The sequence below is a fragment of the Bacillus sp. AR4-2 genome (assembly GCF_008274865.1).
GTDB lineage: Bacteria > Bacillota > Bacilli > Bacillales > Bacillaceae_G > Bacillus_A > Bacillus_A cereus.
In genome coordinates this window covers 1,974,524-1,996,164 of sequence record NZ_CP031062.1, presented here as the reverse complement: position 1 = coordinate 1,996,164, position 21,641 = coordinate 1,974,524, and the positions used below count along the sequence as shown (strand labels likewise).

Sequence of the window (21,641 nt, the reverse complement as noted above, 5' to 3'; positions counted from 1 at the left end):
CACCCTCTCTAAAAAGATTTTAATTGATTTTGCAAAAAAAATATATATCCAATAAAAAAACAAACCAGGTTTATACTAGACCCAGTTTGTCAGTTTACTACTATGTTACATTTCCTCAGGTGCCTCCATCCCAAGTAAACGTAATCCTTCTTTTAATACAACCGTCACAGCATAAACCAATGCGAGTCTGCTGTCTTTTTCTTTGCTCTCTTCTAATATACGAACATTACCGTAATATTTATTGAATGATTGTGCTACATCTAATATATATTTCGAAATAATCGATGGCTCATTTTTATTGAATGCTGCTTCAATTATTTGCGGGAATTTATTTAGTAATTTTACGACACTCCAGCTATGATCGTCTTTTAAAGCAAATGTACATGTTTCAAATTCTACACTTTCTTTTCTTAAAATAGAACAAGCACGTGCATGTGTGTACTGTACGTAAGGTCCTGTTTCTCCTTCAAATTTCAGCATATTTTCTAATGAGAATTCGATATTATGCATACGCTCATTTTTTAAATCGTGGAAGATGACTGCACCAACACCGACTTGCTTTGCTACTTCTTCTTTCTGTTTTAAGTTTGGATTTTTCTCTTCAATATTTTGTTTTGCAAGTTCGATTGCTTCGTCGAGTACTTCTTCAAGTAAAATAACTCTTCCTTTACGTGTCGACATTTTCTTACCATCTTTTAAAATGAAGCCAAACGGTACGTGTTCCATACCATCAACCCAAGTATAGCCAAGTTTTTTTAATACGGTGAAAAATTGATTGAAATGTAAGCTTTGTTCTGGACCAACAACATATAGCGCTTTATCAAACCCATAAGTGTTTTGACGATATAAAGCTGCCGTTAAGTCACGCGTTGCATAAATCGTCGCACCATCTGATTTTCTAATTAAACAAGGCGGCATTCCTTCTTCTTCTAAATTAACGACTAATGCACCTTCTGATTGTTCAAGCAACTCATGTTCTTCTAAAATCCCAATAAAATCTTCCATTAAATTATTATAAAATGCTTCTCCCTGAAAATTAGTAAATTCTACGCCGAGAAGTTCATAAATGCGAGAAAATTCTTTAAGGGACTCATGACGAAACCAATTCCAAAGTTCTACCGCTTCTTCATCACCTTCTTCTAGTTTCTTAAACCAAGCACGTCCTTCTTCTTCTAGTTCTTCGTCGTCTTTTACCTCTTCATGGAATTGGACATATAACTTAAATAGCTCACGTATTGGATCTTCTTTAACTACTGCTTCATTTCCCCATTTTTTATAAGCCGTAATTAACTTTCCAAACTGTGTTCCCCAATCTCCTATATAATTAATCCCTACAACTTCATAGCCACATTTTTCAGCGATATGTTTCAGCGAATTTCCTATCATTGTAGAACGTAAATGCCCCATCGAAAAAGGTTTCGCGATATTAGGAGAGGAATAATCAATTACTACTGTTTTTTCACAGCCAAAGTGGTTTTGACCGAACTCTTCTTTCTCCGCTAAAACTGTTTTTAATACTGCATCACTTACAGTTTCACGATTGAAAAATACATTTACATAAGGACCAACGGCTTCTACTTTCGTAAAAAACGGATCATTGAATTTCTCAGCAACTTCCTTTGCGATAAGAGCTGGTGCTTTTTTATATTGCTTCGCTAATGAAAAGCATGGGAACGCTGCATCTCCAAATTCATCTTGTTTCGGTGTTTCAATTAAATCTAAAATTTGTTTTTGCGTTAATTCATTCGTGAAAATATTAGATAAACTTTCCGCAAACTGCATTTTATAATCCATGATACAACCTCCTTATTTTTTAAAACACAAAAAACTCGTCTCTAAAAAAGAGACGAGTTTTAACCCGTGGTACCACCCTTGTTGTTCGTTACGAACCACTTTCCCGTTTATAACGAGGACAGGGGGCCTCGGCTTTCTCTACTATTCGTTCAAGAAGCATCTCCGAAGTGCGCTTCATCTTTTTCTTCCGTACTAGGCTCACACCATCCCTAGCTCGCTTTCCTTCTAAAAAAGACTACTCTCTTCATCACAGACAGTATATTTAATTAATTATTGCTTATTATACATCTTTTCAAACAATTAGCAAGGGTCAATTACACCAAAGTGAAACTTAGCACTTTTTCTTTTGTATACATAAAAATTGTGTTTTTCAAATCTAGAACTACGAAAATGATCTTTTAAAACGACACGTTTTCTCGCCACTCGTTTTGCCTCCGCAATTGTTTCGTCAGTAATATCATGATACAAAGCGAAGTGTTTTAATCCTTTAATTCCATCGGATTCTATGACAGTTTCTTCAAACATCGGATCAAGGTAAACGACATCGTAACTATTGTCTTCACATTGCGCTAAAAATGAAAAATGCTCCGTTTGCTTTACTTGGATTCTTTGCATTGCTTCATCAATTTCAGAAACAGATGAAGACCATGTTTTCAAACCATTTTCCATAATATAAGCCATATACTCATTGCCTTCAAGTCCTGTTACTTTTCCGCTTTCCCCAACAACATAACTAGCTACAATACTATCTGATGCCATCCCGAGCGTACAATCTAACACTGTCATTCCTCTCTCTAATTGCGTGGCTTGTACAAACGGATCGTGTTCTCCACGCATTAACCTTTTCACACGAAACATCGCTGAGTTCGGATGAAAGAAAAACGATTCTTCCGTACCTTTTGGATAAATAGCTAATCGGTTCTTCCCTACGACAAGCACATCTTGTTCATACTGCTCATGTAGCTTATGTACCGGTATGTCATTACGTTTAACGAAAGAAGCATTTAATTCTGCTGCTACCTCGTTTGCATAATCTGTCATTTCTTTGTTCGTTCTTCCTGCTGTTGTTACGATCATTGTTTCACCTCTATATAAAGAAAAGAGGGAGATTTACTCTCCCCCTTCTTTAGCAATTCTTTTCGAAAGCTTGTTCTAAGTTCGTAATAATTTCGTCCATAGTTGCACCTTCAATTTCATGACGGTGAATGAAGTGAACAACTTCTTTTCCTTTTAATAATGCCATAGATGGTGAAGATGGAGGAATTTCTCCGAAGTATTCACGCATTTTTGCAGTAGCATCTTTATCTTGACCTGCGAATACAGTTACAAGATGATCAGGTTGTTTTTCAGCACGAACAACCGCTTGACCTGCTGATGGACGTGCTAAACCAGCTGCACAACCACAAACAGAGTTTACAACTACTAAAGTTGTACCTGATGTATTTTCCATAAATTCTGTTACAGCTTCTTCTGTAGTTAACTCTTCAAACCCAGAACGCACTAACTCTTGGCGCATTGGGATTACCATTTGGCGCATGTATTCTTCATAAGCATTTGACATCTTGTAATCTCTCCTTCAACTTTCATTCCAAATTCATCATATCACGCTCTATTAATAGGTGCAAAAGAAAGATAACGATGATTTCATTTTTTTGTAGGGATTTCACAAACCCCATCGCGGCAATGTCCCACTGGAACAAGTTTTCTATTATTAGCGATATAATCGTATACTTTACTTCCAAAACCAAGTACGATAGATAGCTTTATAAAAGGAACTGCAAACCAATAAGATGGAACGGCCTTTGCTAATACATCTATGCTCTGAATACCGTCATACCACTTATTATTTTTAAAAATATACAGTCTTTGTTCCATCTTACTTTGTAGTTCTTGAGAAAGCTCATACTTCTCAACTACATCTTCATTTCGAAATGAAACAAATTTCATCTTACCCTTTTTATCTAATTTTTTCGTACGTTCTGCAACGGCCGTACACATCGGACACCAACTATCATAGAAAACAATCATACATTATTCCCCTTTACGAGACTCCGTCATTTGTTTCCATACAGAACCTTTTGCTTCTTCTCCGCCTTCAATACGCTCTAATGCTAGACGTGCTTGCATCGCTACTTCAAACTCTGGATCATCTTGCGCTGCTTTTAATGCTGGAATCGCACTTTCATCTCCAAGTTCAAATAAAAACATCGCTGCACGCCAGCGTACTAATTTACTTGGATCTTTCAGAGATTTAATCATAACGAACATCGCTGCCGGATCACCTACATCTGATAAACAATCTCCTGCAGTACGGCGAACACTTACAGAGCGATCTAACAAAGCTTTATATAATAACGGTAATACTTCATCACCTTTTACCATACCTAAATAAGCTGTTGCTAAACGGCGTATTGAAACTTTTTCATCATCTAACGCCATCTTCAACACTGGAATATCTTCTTCAGTAGGATCCATTTGTTCTAATGCTGCAAAACGATTTTTCCAGTCAGAATCTTTCATCATCTCTTCTGTTACTTTATATGGCTCACGCTTTTGAATCGTTACTTCAACAGCACCTGCTTGATTTAATAATTCTTTAACCGTTTCATTTACACGTTCTTCTGAATAAGCAGCAACAATCTCTTCCACTACTTCTTTCCCAATTTCTTCAAAATTACCGTAACGTGTACTTTGTTCTACCCATTTACGCTCTTTTACAACGTTTGGTGCAGACATTTGCACTTTCATAATTGATTCTTTAAAACGATCTGGTAAGCCAACACGTTCTTCCGATGTTCCATCTGTTAACTTTACTTGCATTGGAATTGTAAAAAACATTTGAACAAACACTTTCACTTCTCCAAAATGAGACAGTTGTTGTTCTTCACTTTCTTCCAATACTTCTTCGCCGAAAACAGCACGAACTTGTTGTAATAAAACTTTCCAGTCATACTTCGCATTTCGCTCCACTGCTAAAAAGTCGGCTACATGATATACACCTTTAATGCCTTCAATTTTCAAAATTTCTTGCACTTGCATTGGTGCTTGTTCTTTATTTTCATTTGTATAATTATTACGTGCTCCTGATGGTAATACTTCATTCAAAATAACTTTCATTGTATTTGGACTTGGCGTCGGTTCAATTGCTTTAATCTTCACGTAAAAAACTCTCCTTTATTGCGTGTTCTTAGCTGTATTGTAACATGTTATCACTCTATACTCCTACTGGGATGCTTAATTTTACTACTTTCTTCCCGCTACCATACTATTTCATTCTTTTTACATTTTAAATTAGGAACGGGATTTTAAAAGCTTTCGTTTCCGATGATTTTTATTTTTTATCCATTTCTTGAGGTACCACCAGTATAAAAAAAAAACACACGCTAAGCAAAAAAATATATTAAGCTATCCATATGGATAGCTTATTTACATAATTTTCGTTATTGGAAGACAACTATTTTTATAAATACAAAAGGCAGAAAAGTATATAGATTCTACAAAATATTTTGATTGTGATACATTTACAGAATCTCTTATTTTGTAATTAATGTCTTATTATTTTTTGGAGGGAATTCGATGAAAAAGTTTGTTTTGATATTTGGGCCACAAGCAGTTGGGAAAATGACAGTTGGACAAGAACTAGCAAAGATGACTGATTTAAAATTATTTCATAACCATATGACAATTGATTTATTGGAGCCATTGTATGGATTCTCTTCGGAAATGTGGCGATTAACACATCTTTTTCGAAAGGAAATATTTCAATCATTTTCAAAGAGTGAACATTATGGAATGATTTTTACATACGTATGGGCGTTTAATGAAAAGAAAGATTGGGATGATATTGAAAGTATATGTAATATTTTTCGTTCCCAAGGGGTTGATATTTATTTTGTTGAATTAGAAGCTGATGTAGAAGAAAGACTTCAACGAAATAAAACACCTCATCGACTTGAACATAAGCCAACGAAAAGAAAGATTGAACAATCTGAACAAAATTTATTAAGCACATTTGAAAATTTTAGATTAAATTCAAGAGAAGGAGAAATTACAGAAAAAAATTATATAAGGATCAATAATACAAATTTAAATGCTACAGAAGTAGCTGAAATTATAAAGAAAGAATTTCAACTATAGTTTTTTTAAACAAATTGAACAGTTCGGATTTTATGAATATCGTATACATTTCTAATTAACATAACGTCCTATTATCGGTAGCAACAAAAAGGAGGATTCCTTACTCTCAGAAGGAATCCCTTTTTTATTTTCTATCACTCGATTCATCTTTTTATACATTCCTATCCTGTGATGGGTTTTACGGTTCTCGTTTGTTACTGGATTAGCCAAAAAACGTTATAAAATTTTGTATACTCTTTACTTGTTTTTTCAAAAAAGCTGGCGGTATCCCCTCTTTAAGTTTATTAAAATACTTTCCACAATTTTTTCCGAAGCTATTACTTCAAATCACCTTTTATTACGATGCCCCCTCCCGCCTTCTCTCCAAAAAGGTAATACTCTCAATCACAACTTCAGTTCTATATATTCTCTTGCCTTGTTCATCATCGTAATTACTAGTCTGAATACGCCCTGTAATCCCAACGAGTGATCCCTTCTTACAATATTCAGTTACATTCTCAGCCGATTTGCGCCAAACGACACAATTAATAAAATCGACTTGTTGTTCACCTAAACTATTTCGAAATCCTCTATTCACCGCAACACATATTCGTGCATAAGCAACGCCTTGTTTTGTGTAGTATAATTCTGGCTCCTTTGTCAATCTACCGATTAATACAACTCGATTCATCATAAGTTATACCACCTCACATGTTTTTCTTCATTGTAAGGAGAAATGTTTGAATGGTAAAAAGCACAAAATGATATATCCGTAAGTAAAAAGTATTATTTTAGACCTTACAAAACAAAAAAAGAAACCATACATAGTTCAAACATGTATGGTTTCAAAATTTATTACACTTCAGTACAAGATATGTAATATCCTCCGCGAGCCATCTTTATTTCAGCACGATACATTGCATTTTCTAAGTAGAAAGTAATCGGTTTAACTTTACTCTCAAATTTTAGTCTTTCATTGCATTCAGCTGCATATCCTTCAATCGCTGAAGTAATAACTTTTGATGATGGATACGTTAAAGCTTCATCTAGTTCTATGAAAAAACTTTTAGAAAATAGTTTTTTCATAATCCCCTTCTTCTCTTTCATCATATTCCATCTCCTTCACTTCAAGTTGCTATCATCCATATTATACCATACATTCAATATATCTTTGAAAATAAAAAAATCCTGCATTTTTCATGCAGGATTTTTTTATTAGTCATTTTTCGTAAAGTAAGAAACGAAACGAAGAATTTCTAAGTATAACCATACTAATGTAAGCATTAGTCCCATCGCAGTATACCACTCCATATATTTCGGAGCTTGACTACGTACACCATTTTCGATTAAATCGAAATCTAGTAATAAGTTTAATGCAGCAACTACAATAACAACTGCACTAATAATAATACCGATTGTACCACCTTGGTGAATGTATGGAACAGTTACACCAAACATATTTAGTAGGAATACGACTAAATACATAACCATAATTCCAAGTGTTGCTGCCATCACGCCTGTACGGAATTTATCCGTTACTTTTACTACGCGTGTTGCATATAACACTAACATTGCAAATAGAATTGAGATTGTTAGTAATACAGCATTTAAAACGATAGAATCGCCAAATTTCATTGTATAAACTGCTGAAATACTTCCTAACACAACCCCTTCTACCGCTGCATAGATTGGTGCACCAAAAGGTGAAATACGTGGGAAGAACATAGACGCAAATGCGATGATTGCCGCAACGATTAAAGCACCAATTAATACTGGCATCTTCATCGTCCCCTGCATCATCTGTATGTATGAATAGACAGACGTTGCAAGTAGCAAGATAAGCATAATGAACGTTTTGCCTACTGTTCCGCCAATCGTCATCGCAGAAGCACTTGCTCCCTCTTTACGGAATGCCTCTTTTTTCAACATTGGATTAGATGTTCTCATTTTTTCCCTCCTAAAATAGGTTCTACCAATAGTGTAAAGTTTTTCTCTTTACTTTTCAATATATGCAGCTTGTTTTTATTTTAATCCTTCAACGATGTCTGATAGTTCACTCCATCTTTCCATCTTTTTTTCTAGCTCTTCTTCTGTTTTCTGCTGTGCTTCAGATAATTCTTGTGCCTTTGTGAAGTCAGATCCAACTTTCGCAAGTTCTTCTCCAATTGACTCAATTTTCTCTTCAAGTTCGGCAATTGTATCTTCAATCGTTTCCCATTCACGCTGTTCATTGTATGAAAGTTTACGTTTACGTTGTTGTTTTGGCGCTTCTTCTACAACTTTTTTCTCTTTTTGAACTTCCGCTTTCTCCATAAGTTCTCTCGTTTTTTCCATTTTTAAATAATCTGTATAACTACCTAGAAACTCACGCACTTCGCCTCCGCCAGTAAAGATGAACAGTTCATCTACTACTTTATCTAAGAAGTAACGATCATGCGATACAGTTAAAACGACACCTGGGAAATCTTCTAAATAATCTTCTAGTACTGTTAATGTTTGTGTATCTAGATCATTCGTAGGTTCATCAAGTAAAAGTACGTTTGGTTCTCCCATTAAAATACGTAATAAATATAAACGTCTTCTTTCACCACCAGATAGTTTACCAAGCGGTGTACCATGTGAATGAGTCGGGAATAAGAAACGTTCTAACATTTGAGATGCACCAATTACTTTTCCATCTGTCGTATGAATAACTTCTGCAATCTCTTTAATGTATTCAATCATACGCTGATTTAAATTCATCTCTTCATTTTCTTGCGTATAATAAGCAACTTTTACAGTTTGTCCTACTTCCACTTCACCACTATCAGGAGATAACTTACCTGCAAGCATATTTAATAGGGAAGATTTCCCGCTTCCATTCGCCCCAATAATTCCGATACGATCACCCGGTTTCACAATATGATTAAAATTATGTAATACCGTCTTATCGCCAAATTTTTTCGTTACATCTTTTAACTCAAGTACTTTCTTTCCTAGACGACTTCCGCTTAGTGCAATATCAACTGACTGTTTTGCAGCTGGTCCTTCTTGTGCCTTTAGCTCATCAAAACGCTGAATACGCGCCTTTTGTTTCGTAGAACGGGCTTTTGCACCACGACGAATCCAAGCAAGTTCACGACGATATAAATTTTGGCGTTTCGATTCTTGTGCCAATTCTTGCTCTTCACGAAGTGCTTTCGCTTCTAAAAATGTACTATAGTTTCCTTCGTAGCTATATAGTTTACCATTATCTAATTCAAAAATACGATTCGTCACACGATCTAAGAAATAACGATCATGGGTTACAAGTAATACCGAACCTGTATATCTCGCTAAATATTCTTCTAACCATTCAACTGTCTCGTGGTCAAGATGGTTCGTAGGCTCGTCTAAAATTAATAAATCCGGTGTTTCAATAAAACATTGTGCCATTGCGATACGTTTTTTCTGTCCACCAGATAAATTCCCAACAATTGCAGTGAAGTCCGTAATTCCTAATTTCGTTAAAAGAGATTTCGCATTTGCATTTGCTTCCCATGCACTCATTGCATCCATACGTTGCTGCACTGCAAATAATTGTTCCTGTACTTTTTCATTACTTGGATCTTTTTCAATATTTAATAGTGCTTTTTCATAATCACGAAGAAGACGAATTAAAGGTGTATCGCCATGGAACACTTGCTCTAATACTGTCAGTTTTTCATCAAACTCTGGTTGCTGTGATAAATAACTAATTGTATACCCACGTGAATGCGTCATATCACCTGTATCAGGAGTTTCTAATCCCGCAATAATTTTTAATAATGTCGATTTACCAGTTCCGTTTACACCAATAATTCCGACACGTTGTCCTTCTGTAATACTACATGATAATCCATCAAATAACGGCTTTTCTCCATATGATTTTGATAAGTTCTCCACAGTTAACATTTTCATATTTGTGCATTCCACTCTTTCATAAATTGTTCAATAAACTGTTCCATATAAAGATGACGAATTTCAGCCTCTTGTTTTGCTGCATTCGTATTCATTAAATCTTTTAATTTCAAAAGTTTTTCATAAAAATGATTTAAAGATGGATCATTATTTTTTCTATACTCTTCTTTCGTCATTTCTTCACGCGGCGGAATAGTTGGGTCATACATTAATCTCCCTTTCGCCCCGCCATATGCAAATGTACGAGCAATTCCTATTGCACCAAGAGCATCTAAACGATCCGCATCTTGAACAATTTTCCCTTCAAGTGACTCTACTTTGCCGCCATGGCCACCTTTATAAGACATATTGGCGATGATATGAAGAATATGTTTACTTTCCTCTTCTTCAACACGTAGCTCTTCTAACCAATCAGAAACTTTTTTCATTCCTGCTTCTTCACTTTCATTTAGCTTTTCATCTGCCACATCGTGAAGTAATGCTGCCATTTCAATTATAAAACGATTTCCACCTTCTTGCTCAGATAAAGAAATCGCCATTTTATGTACACGTTCAATATGATACCAATCATGCCCACTCGCATCTTTTTCTAAAATATGTTTTACAAAAGTAATTGTTTTTTGAATTTTTTCTTGTTTTGTCATTTTATCTTCACCCAGTTACTTATTGTAACACGCCCGCATTTTTTCATCACATATTTTCTTGTCCGCCCATACACTAGGTGGTAGGCATCATCATGAAGGAGGAATAAACATGTTCTATAATAATCAACCGCCTTATCCAAGGCAACCATTGTATCCTCAACAACAAGAACAGAGATACACAGAACAATACGAAGAACAAGAGTTACAACAGCAAGAGCAACAACATGACGAAAACCCATATGCAACAACGCAAAACCAAGAAACTGAATTTCAACAAAATCCATATGACACACGTCCAAATTATGAATATCCTCAAAATCCATATGCAGCACCACAAAATCAAGAACAGCGATATCCTCAAAATCCATATGTAATACCACAAAACCAAGAACAACAATATCCACAAAATCCATATGTAGCACCACAAAACCAAGAACAACAATATCCACAAAATCCATATGTAGCACCACAAAACCAAGAACAACAATATCCACAAAATCCATATGTAGCACCACAAAACCAAGAACAACAATATCCACAAAATCCATATGTAGCACCACAAAACCCATACACAACTCAGCCGCAACAACCGCAATATCAACAACAAATGTATCAACCAAACTACGACGCACGTGTCTCACCACCTAAACCACCAACAATAGATCCAACACAACCACAAATTTTACCGCCCGGACCAACACTAGACATTACACAACCACAAATCTTACCACCTGGACCAATTACTGAACCAACACAACAACAAATTCAACAAGTTGTCGGTACACAATTTTTACCTTTCAAGAAACCTGTACTAGATTTCGTAAAACCATGGGTAGATTACGGTTTAAATGAAGCAAAACATACATCACACGAACACGCATTAACAGAAGTTGCTGCGATTATGTTTTTAGTTGGTAAAGGCTTCAATCCGACGATTGCACATTATATCGTTGAATCTTGGGAGAAGAATGAGCAGTTTTAGGGTTGTTTATTTGATAAAATATAAAAAACACAAAAGTGCCAAACCCCTTATACCACAAGGGTTTTGGCACTTTTTAATATCTAAAACAAATTTTATTGAAATAATTATTTTTATAGATTTTCATACTTTTTTATATAGTACGTGAACATATACAGTACAAAAATACACCTTTGTATACACATTTTTAGAAACATCTTACGTTTATCAAACAATAACCAAAAGACGTACCTGCAACCTCATCATATAAATAATAGATATTAAAAAGAGGACACTATAAGCGCCCTCTTCCTTAGGTTTTAAATATGTTCTCCATGATCCATAAACACTTCAATTGCTTCGTTTTGTGGTATGTCTTTTGCATTAGTAAGACCAAAAGTAAAAACAGCGGATAACATCATCATTAATAAGATTGCTTTTTTCATTTTAGCGCCCTTCTTTCTATGCTCTTTTTGTCTGCATCTAAAGCGATGTGCAAATACTTGCTTGCTTTTCTATGATTTTCTGAACCATAGAATATTTCACCTAAAAGAGAAGCATATTCTTTTAACCAATCATATAATTCTTCTTTTTCAAAATACGAAATACCTTCTATAACCACATTTTCTAATTCTTCTTGCGGTACATAGTTATGTACTGCTTTTAAAATTCGGAAATGATGACGATAACATAAGTCGCTAATCTTATAGCCATTCTCAATATATTCATTAGCGATATGACTATAACCTAACTTAAAATGTTCTCTTGCTAAAAGAAACATAGTTTTAGCGTTATTTTCTAATGAATCCTCTAAGTGTTTAATTGCTAACTCTGGCATGTTTTGACTTGCGTATAAAAGTCCTAAATTATGCTTAACTCGTTTAATAAGAAGTTCATCATTAGATTTTTGGAAGGTACCTAGTGCTGAAAGTAAATATTCCTCTGCACTTTCGAATTCATTTAGTCGAATGTGTGCCATTCCTAAAGTATTTAAGCATGCTGCAGTTTTTAATTCATACCCTGGACTAATTGAAAATACTTCATTCGCCTTTGTAGCAAATTGAACTGCTAGGATCGGTTTTAATACGTGATAGTAATGGACTGCAAGCCAATAATTAAATTCAGCTTTTTCAATTTCATCATGCATGTACTCTAAAAACGTTTCAGCTTTTTCAAATTGCATTCTTGCTTCACTATGGTTTGCTTTATTAATAGCGTAAATTGCTTTAAATAAATGATGATAGTACTCTAAAAATGTTTCTGTAGACTCTGGTAAAGGCTCGATTTTGTCCAGAATATCTTTTGTACTATCCATATCCCGAATTAGCAGTTTATACCGTGCATTCAATAAAGCGTAGTAGACTAATATTGTTTGGTCTTCCTTAATATTATTGATTTTATTTGCAATATCTTCTTTTATTTTCTGAGACTGTAATACACGTTGTGAAATCATAGCTTGATACCAGTCGTTTAATAATTTTGTGATTTCTTCTTTAGAAATAATGTCAACACTCATCTACTTCTACCCCCTTTTGTTAAATGTTATCATGACATGCTTGTTTGCATAAATAAGTTTTTGAATATTCTAACTTGAAAAAATTATTTTTGAATATTCATGTTAACAAAATGGTCCCTTTTCAAACCCAAAAAAGAACACACGTTTGTTTGTAGTGGAGTTAAAAAAACAAAAGTGAGGTATTACATCATGGAATATAACGGCTTTCCTGTAGTACGTGGAAGAGGTATGGTGAAATGGAATCCGTTTGCTTCAATACCGGAGCAATACGAGGAAATACATAGAATGTTTGAGGAACAATATAAAGTACCTAAACCTTTTTTAACACAAGATACTATGGAACGAATAGAAAGAGCGTTAATGCAATCTTTTCACGAGGAAGAAGAAATACATATCTCATACTATCGTGATGGAATGGTGCAAGACATGTACATAAATGTATTACATATTGAACCGATGACGAAAACTATATATTGTACAGATGCTTTTGGTTTGAATACTAAGTTTAAGTTTGATGAATTGGTGAATATAAATTAAAAGAAGCCGCCCGACAGGACTGAAGTGGCTTTTGTACGACAAAAAAAGAGCTCTGCTATACAGCAGAGCAAAAGAAAAATATATAACCCTATAAAAATAATACAAATTATTGATACTTTCAAAAGACGAAATTTAAATTTCCATCACAATAATACCTATGTTTAAGTATGAAACATTCTACCTTCCCTATAGCTATGAATATTCTTATTTTAGAATTCCATAGTATCCAAATAGCTCTTTGAGAAATACCTCAATACCGAACTTCTTCAAAGAATCTTTTCTTTATTCAAAGAGAAGTTCTAAAACTTTTTTCTTATCTTTGTCTCTTCCATAATGAATCAACCTATGACAGTTCGGACATATACTAACTATACTTCCAACAACATCTAAACTATTTTCAAAATCATGTTGCATTCTTAACGGTATTAGATGATGGGCCTCCATATAATTTTTTCGGCTGGCTTCCGATACAAATGTTTCATGTGTGTCATCTATTTCACATTTAAATTCTGCCTGTTTAATAGCTTGTTTAGCTTTTTTCGGATCACGAGGCCATACTTCCCTACCAGATTCCATTTTAGTTTTTTTTCGATTTTCCGATTTCTCTTCTTCTGCAATCTTTACTTTACTAAAATCCGAATCAATATTAGTAAATCCTTGTGGTGTATGGTTCAATTTGTAGCCAAAGAAAGCTGCGAATTCGATTGCTTTAATGTTTACAGGTTTTAGGTCCTTAATAAAATAGATGTATTCCCAAGTTTCATCATTATCGTTTGTTTTCTAAATTTTTCTAGCCACATCTGGGTTATGAGTCTTAGCAAAAATTGTCCCGAAAAACTTAAATTCCCCTTTAGAATATGCTAAAATCCCGTCACCCTCTTTTAACTTTTCCCATCTATCAACATTTGAAGAACCAGGAGTTGCTCCCCACATACATACATTCTCATGTAATTCATTATCTTTAAGTTTAGTTACTGTATCGGCATCTAAATCTGCTAAACATGTAGAAATAGGATATGTTTTTTCAATAGTAGCTTCCAAATTTTTTATAGCACTATCATTACTTGCAGTAAAAAGATATAACATATTTAATTCCACCTTTTTTAAATTTCATTATATTTCTTTTTAGAGTCTCGAGATTTCTCTACTGGATATTTTTTATTATTTTTTCTATTTTGTTTATAATAATCTCTTCTAAGTCAATATCCAATTGATCTGCCAACTCATCTTTCATGTCTTCTTTTTTTGTTTCTACAGCTTCCTCACTGCTTTTCCACTGAAAATTCTCCAACAACTCACTCGCCTCTAAAGAAAGAGAAATAGCTAAATCTTTAGGACTTTCTCTAAAATAGTTTGATTCATTTTTTGAATCCCCCAGTTACTTTTCATTGGTAAACTCTTCTATTTATCAGGTAAACTATCATAAAAACGTTCAATGGCCGCTACTAAAACTAAATCTTCTAAATGAGCAGTTTTAGGGTTGTTTATTTTTAAAAACATCAAAAATACCAAATCCCTTATATCACAAAGGATTTGGCATTTTTAAGTATCTAGAACACACGCTAAATTTAAGGAGAAATTAACAGACATGCGTCCGGCATAATGCCGTGTCCACACCCAAGGATCGGTTACATAAAATAACGTATCTAACATGGGAAGTCTATTGGTCTTTTCCCCTTATAGTAACACTCTCTTCTACTAAGACCTTTTCTTTCTAGGACCTACAATTAATTTAATCGCTGTTCTTTCTTCATTATTGATAGAAATCTCTTGAAATGCTGGTACGAAGGCTAAGTCAATACCACTTGGAGCGACGAACCCTCTTGCAATCGCAATTGCTTTAATCGCTTGATTTATAGCTCCAGCCCCAATCGCTTGAATTTCCACATTACCACTTGTTCTTAGTACACCCGCTATTGCACCCGCGACTGAATTTGGGCTTGATTTTGAAGATACCTTTAATATATTTTCCATGTAAGTTGCTCCCTCTATTATTTAATCTCTCTTTCGTTACAATTTTAAATATTTTAGCGTATCTTTAATTACTATTCACACCAAAAACAAACGATGCTTCATATGTACATTATTCTATATTTTCTGACTTCTTCCTGCTCAGCTACGCAAATAAAAAAATAAACTGAATAACCTAATATACATACAGTTAAATGTCATAACTTCACCAAATGATAACATCCATACAGCTAAAGATAATATTGCTGTTTTGTCAGACTAAATAAATATAGTAAATTGAAATTTTAATGAGTGGGGGTTTAATTCATCCCCCACCTAACTTCTTTGCTTTCGCTGAATTTTGAGATGGGAGTCTTACTGCTCGAAAAATAGCGGGATAAACGTTTCCTCGTTACTTCAATCTATTTAGAAATTCCATTTATTTTTCTATCAAATTATGAACCTTATCATCTTCAAAAGGTGTTACAGGTAATACCCAAATACTACATTTCATCATTTGACCACTTTATATTCCACATCTATCTCCTTTTATAGTACAAGCATACACGCCAATTTTGATTCATCTTCATAAACTACTATGTGGTTTAAATTTATTAAGAATAGGAGGTAATATATTGGGTTCATACTATCATTCTTCAAACTCGTATAAAAAATGCTCATGCAAATCTTCTTCCAGTTCAAATAAAAAATGTTCATGTGACCATTCACATAAACGAAGCTGTCCTGCATACGGAACTTTTTGGCAAACTGAATTTATAACTGTTCCTTTTGGCGATCCTTTTCCATTTAATCACGTTGGACCTTTAGCAGGAGGCGTTTCCTTACTAAACCCTACTACTATACAATTTAGACAAGCTGGTGATTATAGAGTTTCGTTCATTTCCAGTATTAATACTACTTTAAATCCTGTATTTCCACATATCCCAGTCATAACTATATTTTTAAATAACAATCCACTTGCTAATAGTCAAGGTGACTTCGCTATTCAAATGAATACTTCATCAAATAACGAATGTCTTCAACTCATTGGCGAAACGATTGTTACAGTGCCAGCTAATTCAACTCTTCAACTTAGAAATAATAGTGGCTTTAATCGTCAAAGTATTGTAACTTGTGACAATGGTATAAATTCAGTTGAATTAACAGTTACAAAACTAAGTTAATATTATTTCTTTACATTCAGATGCTATTTCAGCATCTTTTTTTATTGAATAACAGTTTTCTTCGACTTTTATTATCTTTCATCACGCAAAAAAAGTGCAGAATTCTTTCTAACACAAGATTTCTGCACTTTTATATTATGCTTATTTATTCTTCCTTATTTCTCTACATAAACCGACTTAACAATCGTACGATTATATGGTTTTCCTTCTTTATTCATCCCTTTTATATCCATCGTAACGTTATATACTCCCGGTTGTTTTATATCTTTCAAAGCACCTGTAAATGTATTCGTATTAACATTTTGTAATTCATTAAATTCAGAGACTAACTTACCTTCTTTATTAACGACTCTTACTGTTATGGAAAGATCCCCTTTCATTTCAGGTGCCACTGGTGATTTTTTCAGTTTATACTCAGGTTTATTTACTTTAACTTTTGTAGGCATTTGAAGAACAAATGGCGCGCTATTATTGTAATCGCTTACAACTAAATATGCATCTTTCGACTGCTTCGCCATCATTTTGATTTTCCATTCGCCTACTTCCAATTTATCAAACTTAAATGTTCTAATTGTCGCCCCATTAAAGAAAGATTCGCCTTCACCAGTAGTTATAGCGCTATCTTTGTTTGCATAGATTTCTCCTTTTGGAGATACCATTTGTACTTCTACATCAGAAGAAGCAGTTAGTACAGAAACTATTCCTTCAGCCTTTTTATCAACAGAAATACTTTGCTCTATCCACTGATTTTGTGGTAATTCGCCTCCTAAAATATTTTGATTTGAAGTTGTATTTAATTGTTCTAGATTTTCATTTGAACTAGTGCTGGATGCTACTAAAGCTGGTAACCCCACATTTGTCGTACGTAAATATGGTTCAATTCGTGCAAAAACAGCTGATCCTTTTCTTATATTGTCATGATCAAATCTGGAATCTGTAAATAAATGTGTACCGTACGATAGCTTCGCACTCCATTCATTTACTAGTCCATCATTTGAACCGTACGATGATAAATATAACCCGCCCATAGATAATGCAGAAAATGTTGGTCCCCAGCTAGTCCCAGTAGCCGTATAGTAACGGTTTAATTTAGCTGCTGGGTTGTTATCTATTATTGAACGAAACTTTGCCATTTCACCTATTTGTAACGAATACGTACCATCATCTTTTTGACCTAATATAGAAGCAAGCCACCCTGCCCACCAACTATATGACAAATCTGCTAAATTTGAGCCATGATGCGGTGTAGCAAGTGTAATAACATTTCCAACAAATCGATTCGCACCATATTCAACTAATGCAGCTTGTGTATCAATTCCACCTTTACTATGCGCTACAATATTAACTTTCTTACCGAAATGATTATATATTTCTTCAAGTTTTTGTGCCAACAATTTTCCGTTATCCCACTGACTAGCCGAACCTTTCCCCGCTGCATCATACAATTGTATAAACACTGTTTGATAGCCTGCTTTTAAAGCATAATCATACATATCATTTATATCATGATATACTGTCTTTCCATACCAACTATCAGCATTACCATTTCTTCCTTGTACAAAGAGAATTGGCGGTTTATTCTCATCATAATTAGCAGGTTTTTGGCCTAAAAACCATTCTCCAGGTGTGAATACTTCTGTATCAGGAAACCCCTTTCCAAGCTCTTTTACAACTTCTGCCTGTACATTTGTGCTAATCGTTGGAGCCATGATAAAAAATACAATTAGTAAGGCCACACATCTTCTCATCAGTCGCATATTACTCCCCCTATTTTTTTGAAAGAAGGTGTTCTTTATAATATTTTATATTTTCCCTTCCTTAATAATAGCTAATCTTTTATTTTAAAAAGATGTTAGCCCTATTTTTAGAAGGTTACTAGTTGTATACCCTCTTTCTTAACTCTCGTTATTCTCTTTGTTTCTACCTCTTCCTTTTGATAGAATACGACAAAAAAGTTTCTCAATAATTGTTTACTTAGCTACATCCAGATATTTTTTAAATCAATATTGTTTATATAAAGCATACAAATCTTGAAAAAATTTTAGTGAAAAAACATTTTATTACTAGTTAGTTATTTAAAAATATAATAAAGATATGTACTTTCTTTTCATTAAATACAAACTAATTTTAAAGGAGCTTATATTATAAGACTTTCCTACGATTAAAAATTAAACTGAAATTTCAGAATAGAAAATCACATTTCCAGAAACATATATTATGATAATTTCCGCGCACTTGAATTAACTTTTTAGAAGTACTAACCTATCGGTGAGCAGAAGAAAATTCTGTAAAAAGAAAGGAGAATACTTTATGATGACCAATTTACAAAAGGAGTTTTTTAAACGCTTAAAAATTCCTGCAAAAGAAATAACATTTGATGATTTAGATGAAATTCTCTTAAAAATGGGAATGATTCTCCCCTATGAAAATCTTGATATTATGGCTGGTACTATTAAAAATATCTCAAAAGATAACTTAATAGAAAAGTTACTTATTCAAAAACGAGGTGGACTTTGTTATGAATTAAACTCCTTATTGTATTATTTTTTAATTGATTGTGGGTTTCAAGTATACAAAGTAGCCGGTACTGTTTATGATCTGTACGATAATAAATGGAAACCCGATGATGGTCATGTCATTATCATATTAAGTCATGAGGATAAAGATTATGTTGTGGATGCAGGTTTTGCATCTCATCTCCCTTTACATCCAGTCTCTTTTAACGGAGAAGTCATCTCCTCTCAAACAGGAGAATATCGAATTCGTAAGCGAAATACTCGAAAAGGTACGCATATTTTAGAAATGAGAAAAGGAGCTAACGGGGAATCTACAAGTTTCTTACAATCTGAACCTTCAAACGAATGGAAAATAGGCTATGCTTTCACTGTAGATCCAATAGATGAGAAAAAAGTGAATAACATTCAAAAAGTGATTGTAGAGCATAAAGAATCTCCTTTTAATAAAGGGGCTATCACTTGTAAATTAACTACTTATGGTCACATATCATTAACAAATAAAAATTATACAGAAACCTTTAAAGGCACTAAAAATAAACGACCAATAGAATCTAAAGATTATGCTCGCATTCTTCGTGAATCTTTTGGAATAACGCAAGAGAAATATGTAGGAAAAACACTAGAAAGAGGTTAGTTGACTACAAGTATTTCATAATAAAGCAGATTCTATATTTAGAATCTGCTTTATTTTATACTTTGTTATAAATTAATTTAATTTTGTTGTTACCCTTTAATTTTCAATTATATATTCATCATCATATTTATCATATTGTAGCCCTTCCCCTATCTTTGACTCCGTAACTTGATCTCTTAAAAACGGTGCAGCATCCATTTTGCTAGTTGCAATTTCAATTCCATATTTTTTCGTTAAATGAGCTAACTCTATTAAAAACCACTCTCTTCGCAATATAACTGGAATATCCAATGTTTTTCTTTTCATATATAATAGCACCTCTTTTATTTTCATAGCTTAACAACATCACTGGATGCACTTATTAAAACTACCTTTCACCGCTAACATCCAATGAAACATTATAGTATATGCATGTCCATTTCAAACGTGCTATCACAAATATGATATTTAAGTTTACATAATTATATTATGTAATAGTAGAAAAGGAAGGCATGTCCCTTCCCCTTCTACTATAGAGATTTAAATTAAGAACATCTTGGTACACCTAAAGCTAAAAATAAACCTGCTACTCCCGCAGTAATCGGTACTTTTAACGTAATAACATCATCTACCTTCGTTACTAAAAAGTAAGCATTACCTTCTTGTAATATACAAGTTACCAACAATTGAAATTCCATTCAAATCTCCTCCTTTCAATCGATATACTATAATTTATGAAATCTCTTTCAAAAAGTAATAGGAAATATATCCATTTTTCCTTATATATAAAATAAATGTTTATAAGTCTATTAAAAATATTAATTTTCTAAATTTATACAAAACGTGTAATATCCAATAAATTCCTATATAATCAATAAGAAGAATCTTACAAATGGAGGTATGAAAATGTCGATTTCAAGTAATATTGGTGCAGCTTTATTTTTTATTGCTTTTATTCTTTTAATCTTATGTATCATTTCACTCTTTAAGAAAAATGGAAAAGCAAAACAATATGGACGTCCTACCGTTATTCTTTTTATGATTTCTATTATATTAATAACGGCCGGTACAACAAAATCGGAACACCCCGTCGTCGAGTTTTTTTCTACTTTAAGTTTCATTCTATTTATATTCTTCCTTGTTCTAGCAATCTTATCTGTTATTAAGAAAACAGGTGTAGCGAAAAAACAATTTATTATTACAGCCGTATTATTTGTCATTTTTGTTGCGCTATCAGGTATTTCAGATCCTTCTTCTGAAAAAACGACAGCAACTAGTACAAAAGTTGCCTCTAATAATGAAGAGCCAAAAGATAGCGAACAGAAAAAAGAGCTAGAAAAGAAAGAGGCGGACGAAAAAACTCAAAAGCAAGAAGATGAGAAGCGTCTAGCCGAAGAACAAGCTCGTAAGCAAGAGGATGAAAAACGTCAGGCTGATGAACAAGCTCGTAAGCAAGAGGATGAAAAACGTCAGGCTGATGAACAAGCTCGTAAACAACAAGAAGAGCAAAAACGTCAGGCTGATGAACAAGCTCGTAAACAACAAGAAGAGCAAAAACGTCAGGCTGATGAACAAGCTCGTAAACAACAAGAAGAGCAAAAAGCACAGCAAGCTCAAACACAACCTGCTTCAGGAAATACTAGTAGTGCATATTACAAAAATTGTGCCGCAGTTAGAGCTGCCGGGAAAGCTCCTCTATATAAAGGACAACCAGGTTATGACTCACATCTTGATCGTGATGGCGATGGAGTTGCATGTGAAAAATAGTAGTAAAAAAGAAGCTTCTAGTAAGCTTCTTTTTTATTATCAGAAACTATTATGACGAATTCCCCCTCCCCCTCTTCCTTTTATAAAACTCATCTTATTATCCTCAAAATTGACACATTATAAGTGAT

Annotated in this window: 24 protein-coding genes, 1 pseudogene and 1 other annotated feature; of the genes and pseudogenes, 6 read left to right on the top strand and 19 right to left on the bottom strand. The window is 33.8% G+C overall.

Going from position 1 to position 21,641, the window contains the following annotated elements; all coding sequences use genetic code 11:
- Positions 1–105: 105 nt before the first annotated feature.
- The 5 genes from argS to DN399_RS10390 form a co-directional block, all read right to left on the bottom strand.
- Positions 106–1,794 carry an arginine--tRNA ligase gene (gene argS, locus DN399_RS10410; protein ID WP_016122408.1) on the bottom strand — a complete coding sequence of 563 codons (1,689 nt, stop codon included), beginning with the start codon at positions 1,792–1,794 and terminating at the stop codon, positions 106–108.
- A 45-nt stretch (positions 1,795–1,839) separates the two neighbouring features.
- Positions 1,840–2,054 (bottom strand) — a binding site (T-box leader).
- Between the two features lie 40 nt (positions 2,055–2,094).
- Positions 2,095–2,871, bottom strand: coding sequence for a class I SAM-dependent methyltransferase (locus DN399_RS10405; protein ID WP_000637459.1), 777 nt, complete (start codon positions 2,869–2,871; stop codon positions 2,095–2,097).
- A gap of 49 nt (positions 2,872–2,920) precedes the next feature.
- On the bottom strand, positions 2,921–3,355 hold the full coding sequence (locus DN399_RS10400; protein WP_000063706.1) for a BrxA/BrxB family bacilliredoxin: 435 nt from the start codon (positions 3,353–3,355) through the stop codon (positions 2,921–2,923).
- 83 nt (positions 3,356–3,438) lie between these two features.
- The gene (locus DN399_RS10395; RefSeq protein ID WP_016122407.1) at positions 3,439–3,822 is read right to left on the bottom strand and encodes a thiol-disulfide oxidoreductase DCC family protein; all 384 of its coding nucleotides are present in this window, start codon (positions 3,820–3,822) and stop codon (positions 3,439–3,441) included.
- 3 nt (positions 3,823–3,825) lie between these two features.
- Positions 3,826–4,953: a conserved virulence factor C family protein gene (locus DN399_RS10390; RefSeq protein ID WP_000692566.1), complete on the bottom strand. Its 1,128-nt coding sequence runs from the start codon at positions 4,951–4,953 to the stop codon at positions 3,826–3,828.
- Positions 4,954–5,370: 417 nt separating this feature from the next.
- On the opposite strand from DN399_RS10390, the gene DN399_RS10385 reads away from it, so the two are divergent.
- The gene (locus DN399_RS10385; protein ID WP_016122406.1) at positions 5,371–5,931 is read left to right on the top strand and encodes an AAA family ATPase; all 561 of its coding nucleotides are present in this window, start codon (positions 5,371–5,373) and stop codon (positions 5,929–5,931) included.
- A gap of 337 nt (positions 5,932–6,268) precedes the next feature.
- Here the strand turns inward: DN399_RS10385 and DN399_RS10380 are convergent, their stop codons facing one another.
- The 5 genes from DN399_RS10380 to DN399_RS10360 form a co-directional block, all read right to left on the bottom strand.
- The gene (locus tag DN399_RS10380; RefSeq protein WP_000982018.1) at positions 6,269–6,604 is read right to left on the bottom strand and encodes a single-stranded DNA-binding protein; all 336 of its coding nucleotides are present in this window, start codon (positions 6,602–6,604) and stop codon (positions 6,269–6,271) included.
- 161 nt (positions 6,605–6,765) lie between these two features.
- Positions 6,766–7,020 carry a DUF4318 domain-containing protein gene (locus tag DN399_RS10375; RefSeq protein ID WP_000975137.1) on the bottom strand — a complete coding sequence of 85 codons (255 nt, stop codon included), beginning with the start codon at positions 7,018–7,020 and terminating at the stop codon, positions 6,766–6,768.
- 105 nt (positions 7,021–7,125) lie between these two features.
- Positions 7,126–7,857 carry a Bax inhibitor-1/YccA family protein gene (locus DN399_RS10370; RefSeq protein ID WP_001260655.1) on the bottom strand — a complete coding sequence of 244 codons (732 nt, stop codon included), beginning with the start codon at positions 7,855–7,857 and terminating at the stop codon, positions 7,126–7,128.
- A 75-nt stretch (positions 7,858–7,932) separates the two neighbouring features.
- Positions 7,933–9,828, bottom strand: a complete 1,896-nt coding sequence (locus DN399_RS10365; protein WP_149149539.1) for an ABC-F family ATP-binding cassette domain-containing protein — start codon at positions 9,826–9,828, stop codon at positions 7,933–7,935.
- Positions 9,825–10,472 (bottom strand): HD domain-containing protein, encoded by a 648-nt coding sequence (locus DN399_RS10360; protein ID WP_149149538.1) that lies wholly within the window; start codon positions 10,470–10,472, stop codon positions 9,825–9,827. Before DN399_RS10360 ends, DN399_RS10365 begins: the two co-directional genes overlap by 4 nt.
- A 109-nt stretch (positions 10,473–10,581) precedes the next feature.
- On the opposite strand from DN399_RS10360, the gene DN399_RS10355 reads away from it, so the two are divergent.
- Positions 10,582–11,454, top strand: coding sequence for a hypothetical protein (locus DN399_RS10355; RefSeq protein ID WP_149149537.1), 873 nt, complete (start codon positions 10,582–10,584; stop codon positions 11,452–11,454).
- A gap of 296 nt (positions 11,455–11,750) precedes the next feature.
- On the opposite strand, the gene DN399_RS10350 is transcribed toward DN399_RS10355, so the two are convergent.
- Together DN399_RS10350 and DN399_RS10345 are read right to left on the bottom strand one after the other, a co-directional pair.
- A complete protein-coding gene (locus DN399_RS10350; protein WP_000709201.1) occupies positions 11,751–11,876 on the bottom strand; it encodes an aspartate phosphatase in 126 nt (41 codons plus the stop codon).
- The gene (locus tag DN399_RS10345) at positions 11,873–12,946 is read right to left on the bottom strand and encodes a response regulator aspartate phosphatase (protein ID WP_086389029.1); all 1,074 of its coding nucleotides are present in this window, start codon (positions 12,944–12,946) and stop codon (positions 11,873–11,875) included. Before DN399_RS10345 ends, DN399_RS10350 begins: the two co-directional genes overlap by 4 nt.
- A 189-nt stretch (positions 12,947–13,135) precedes the next feature.
- Between DN399_RS10345 and DN399_RS10340 the strand changes: the two genes are divergently transcribed.
- The gene (locus DN399_RS10340; RefSeq protein ID WP_000456182.1) at positions 13,136–13,483 is read left to right on the top strand and encodes a YolD-like family protein; all 348 of its coding nucleotides are present in this window, start codon (positions 13,136–13,138) and stop codon (positions 13,481–13,483) included.
- Positions 13,484–13,765: 282 nt separating this feature from the next.
- Here the strand turns inward: DN399_RS10340 and DN399_RS10335 are convergent, their stop codons facing one another.
- From DN399_RS10335 to DN399_RS10320, 4 genes and pseudogenes are all read right to left on the bottom strand, one after another.
- The gene (locus tag DN399_RS10335; RefSeq protein ID WP_016122401.1) at positions 13,766–14,158 is read right to left on the bottom strand and encodes an HNH endonuclease; all 393 of its coding nucleotides are present in this window, start codon (positions 14,156–14,158) and stop codon (positions 13,766–13,768) included.
- Positions 14,159–14,263: 105 nt separating this feature from the next.
- Complete coding sequence (locus DN399_RS10330) at positions 14,264–14,569, bottom strand: hypothetical protein (RefSeq protein ID WP_000966113.1); 306 nt, start codon at positions 14,567–14,569, stop codon at positions 14,264–14,266.
- Between the two features lie 17 nt (positions 14,570–14,586).
- A pseudogene (locus tag DN399_RS10325) lies at positions 14,587–14,861 on the bottom strand (MazG-like family protein).
- Positions 14,862–15,181: 320 nt separating this feature from the next.
- The gene (locus DN399_RS10320; protein ID WP_000427801.1) at positions 15,182–15,457 is read right to left on the bottom strand and encodes a stage V sporulation protein S; all 276 of its coding nucleotides are present in this window, start codon (positions 15,455–15,457) and stop codon (positions 15,182–15,184) included.
- A gap of 611 nt (positions 15,458–16,068) precedes the next feature.
- On the opposite strand from DN399_RS10320, the gene DN399_RS10315 reads away from it, so the two are divergent.
- Positions 16,069–16,617 (top strand): hypothetical protein, encoded by a 549-nt coding sequence (locus DN399_RS10315; RefSeq protein WP_016122400.1) that lies wholly within the window; start codon positions 16,069–16,071, stop codon positions 16,615–16,617.
- Positions 16,618–16,772: 155 nt separating this feature from the next.
- Here DN399_RS10315 and DN399_RS10310 read toward each other — a convergent pair whose 3' ends face one another.
- Complete coding sequence (locus DN399_RS10310; protein WP_048567931.1) at positions 16,773–18,374, bottom strand: esterase/lipase family protein; 1,602 nt, start codon at positions 18,372–18,374, stop codon at positions 16,773–16,775.
- 553 nt (positions 18,375–18,927) lie between these two features.
- Here DN399_RS10310 and DN399_RS10305 point away from each other — a divergent pair.
- Complete coding sequence (locus DN399_RS10305; protein WP_086389027.1) at positions 18,928–19,767, top strand: arylamine N-acetyltransferase family protein; 840 nt, start codon at positions 18,928–18,930, stop codon at positions 19,765–19,767.
- Positions 19,768–19,863: 96 nt separating this feature from the next.
- Here DN399_RS10305 and DN399_RS10300 read toward each other — a convergent pair whose 3' ends face one another.
- Together DN399_RS10300 and exsG are read right to left on the bottom strand one after the other, a co-directional pair.
- Entirely contained in the window at positions 19,864–20,073 is a 210-nt protein-coding gene (locus DN399_RS10300; RefSeq protein WP_140159249.1) for a hypothetical protein, read from the bottom strand.
- 218 nt (positions 20,074–20,291) lie between these two features.
- The gene (gene exsG / locus DN399_RS10295; RefSeq protein WP_000395679.1) at positions 20,292–20,444 is read right to left on the bottom strand and encodes an exosporium protein ExsG; all 153 of its coding nucleotides are present in this window, start codon (positions 20,442–20,444) and stop codon (positions 20,292–20,294) included.
- A 208-nt stretch (positions 20,445–20,652) separates the two neighbouring features.
- Between exsG and DN399_RS10290 the strand changes: the two genes are divergently transcribed.
- Entirely contained in the window at positions 20,653–21,513 is an 861-nt protein-coding gene (locus DN399_RS10290; protein ID WP_149149536.1) for an excalibur calcium-binding domain-containing protein, read from the top strand.
- The last annotated feature ends 128 nt before the right edge of the window (positions 21,514–21,641 follow it).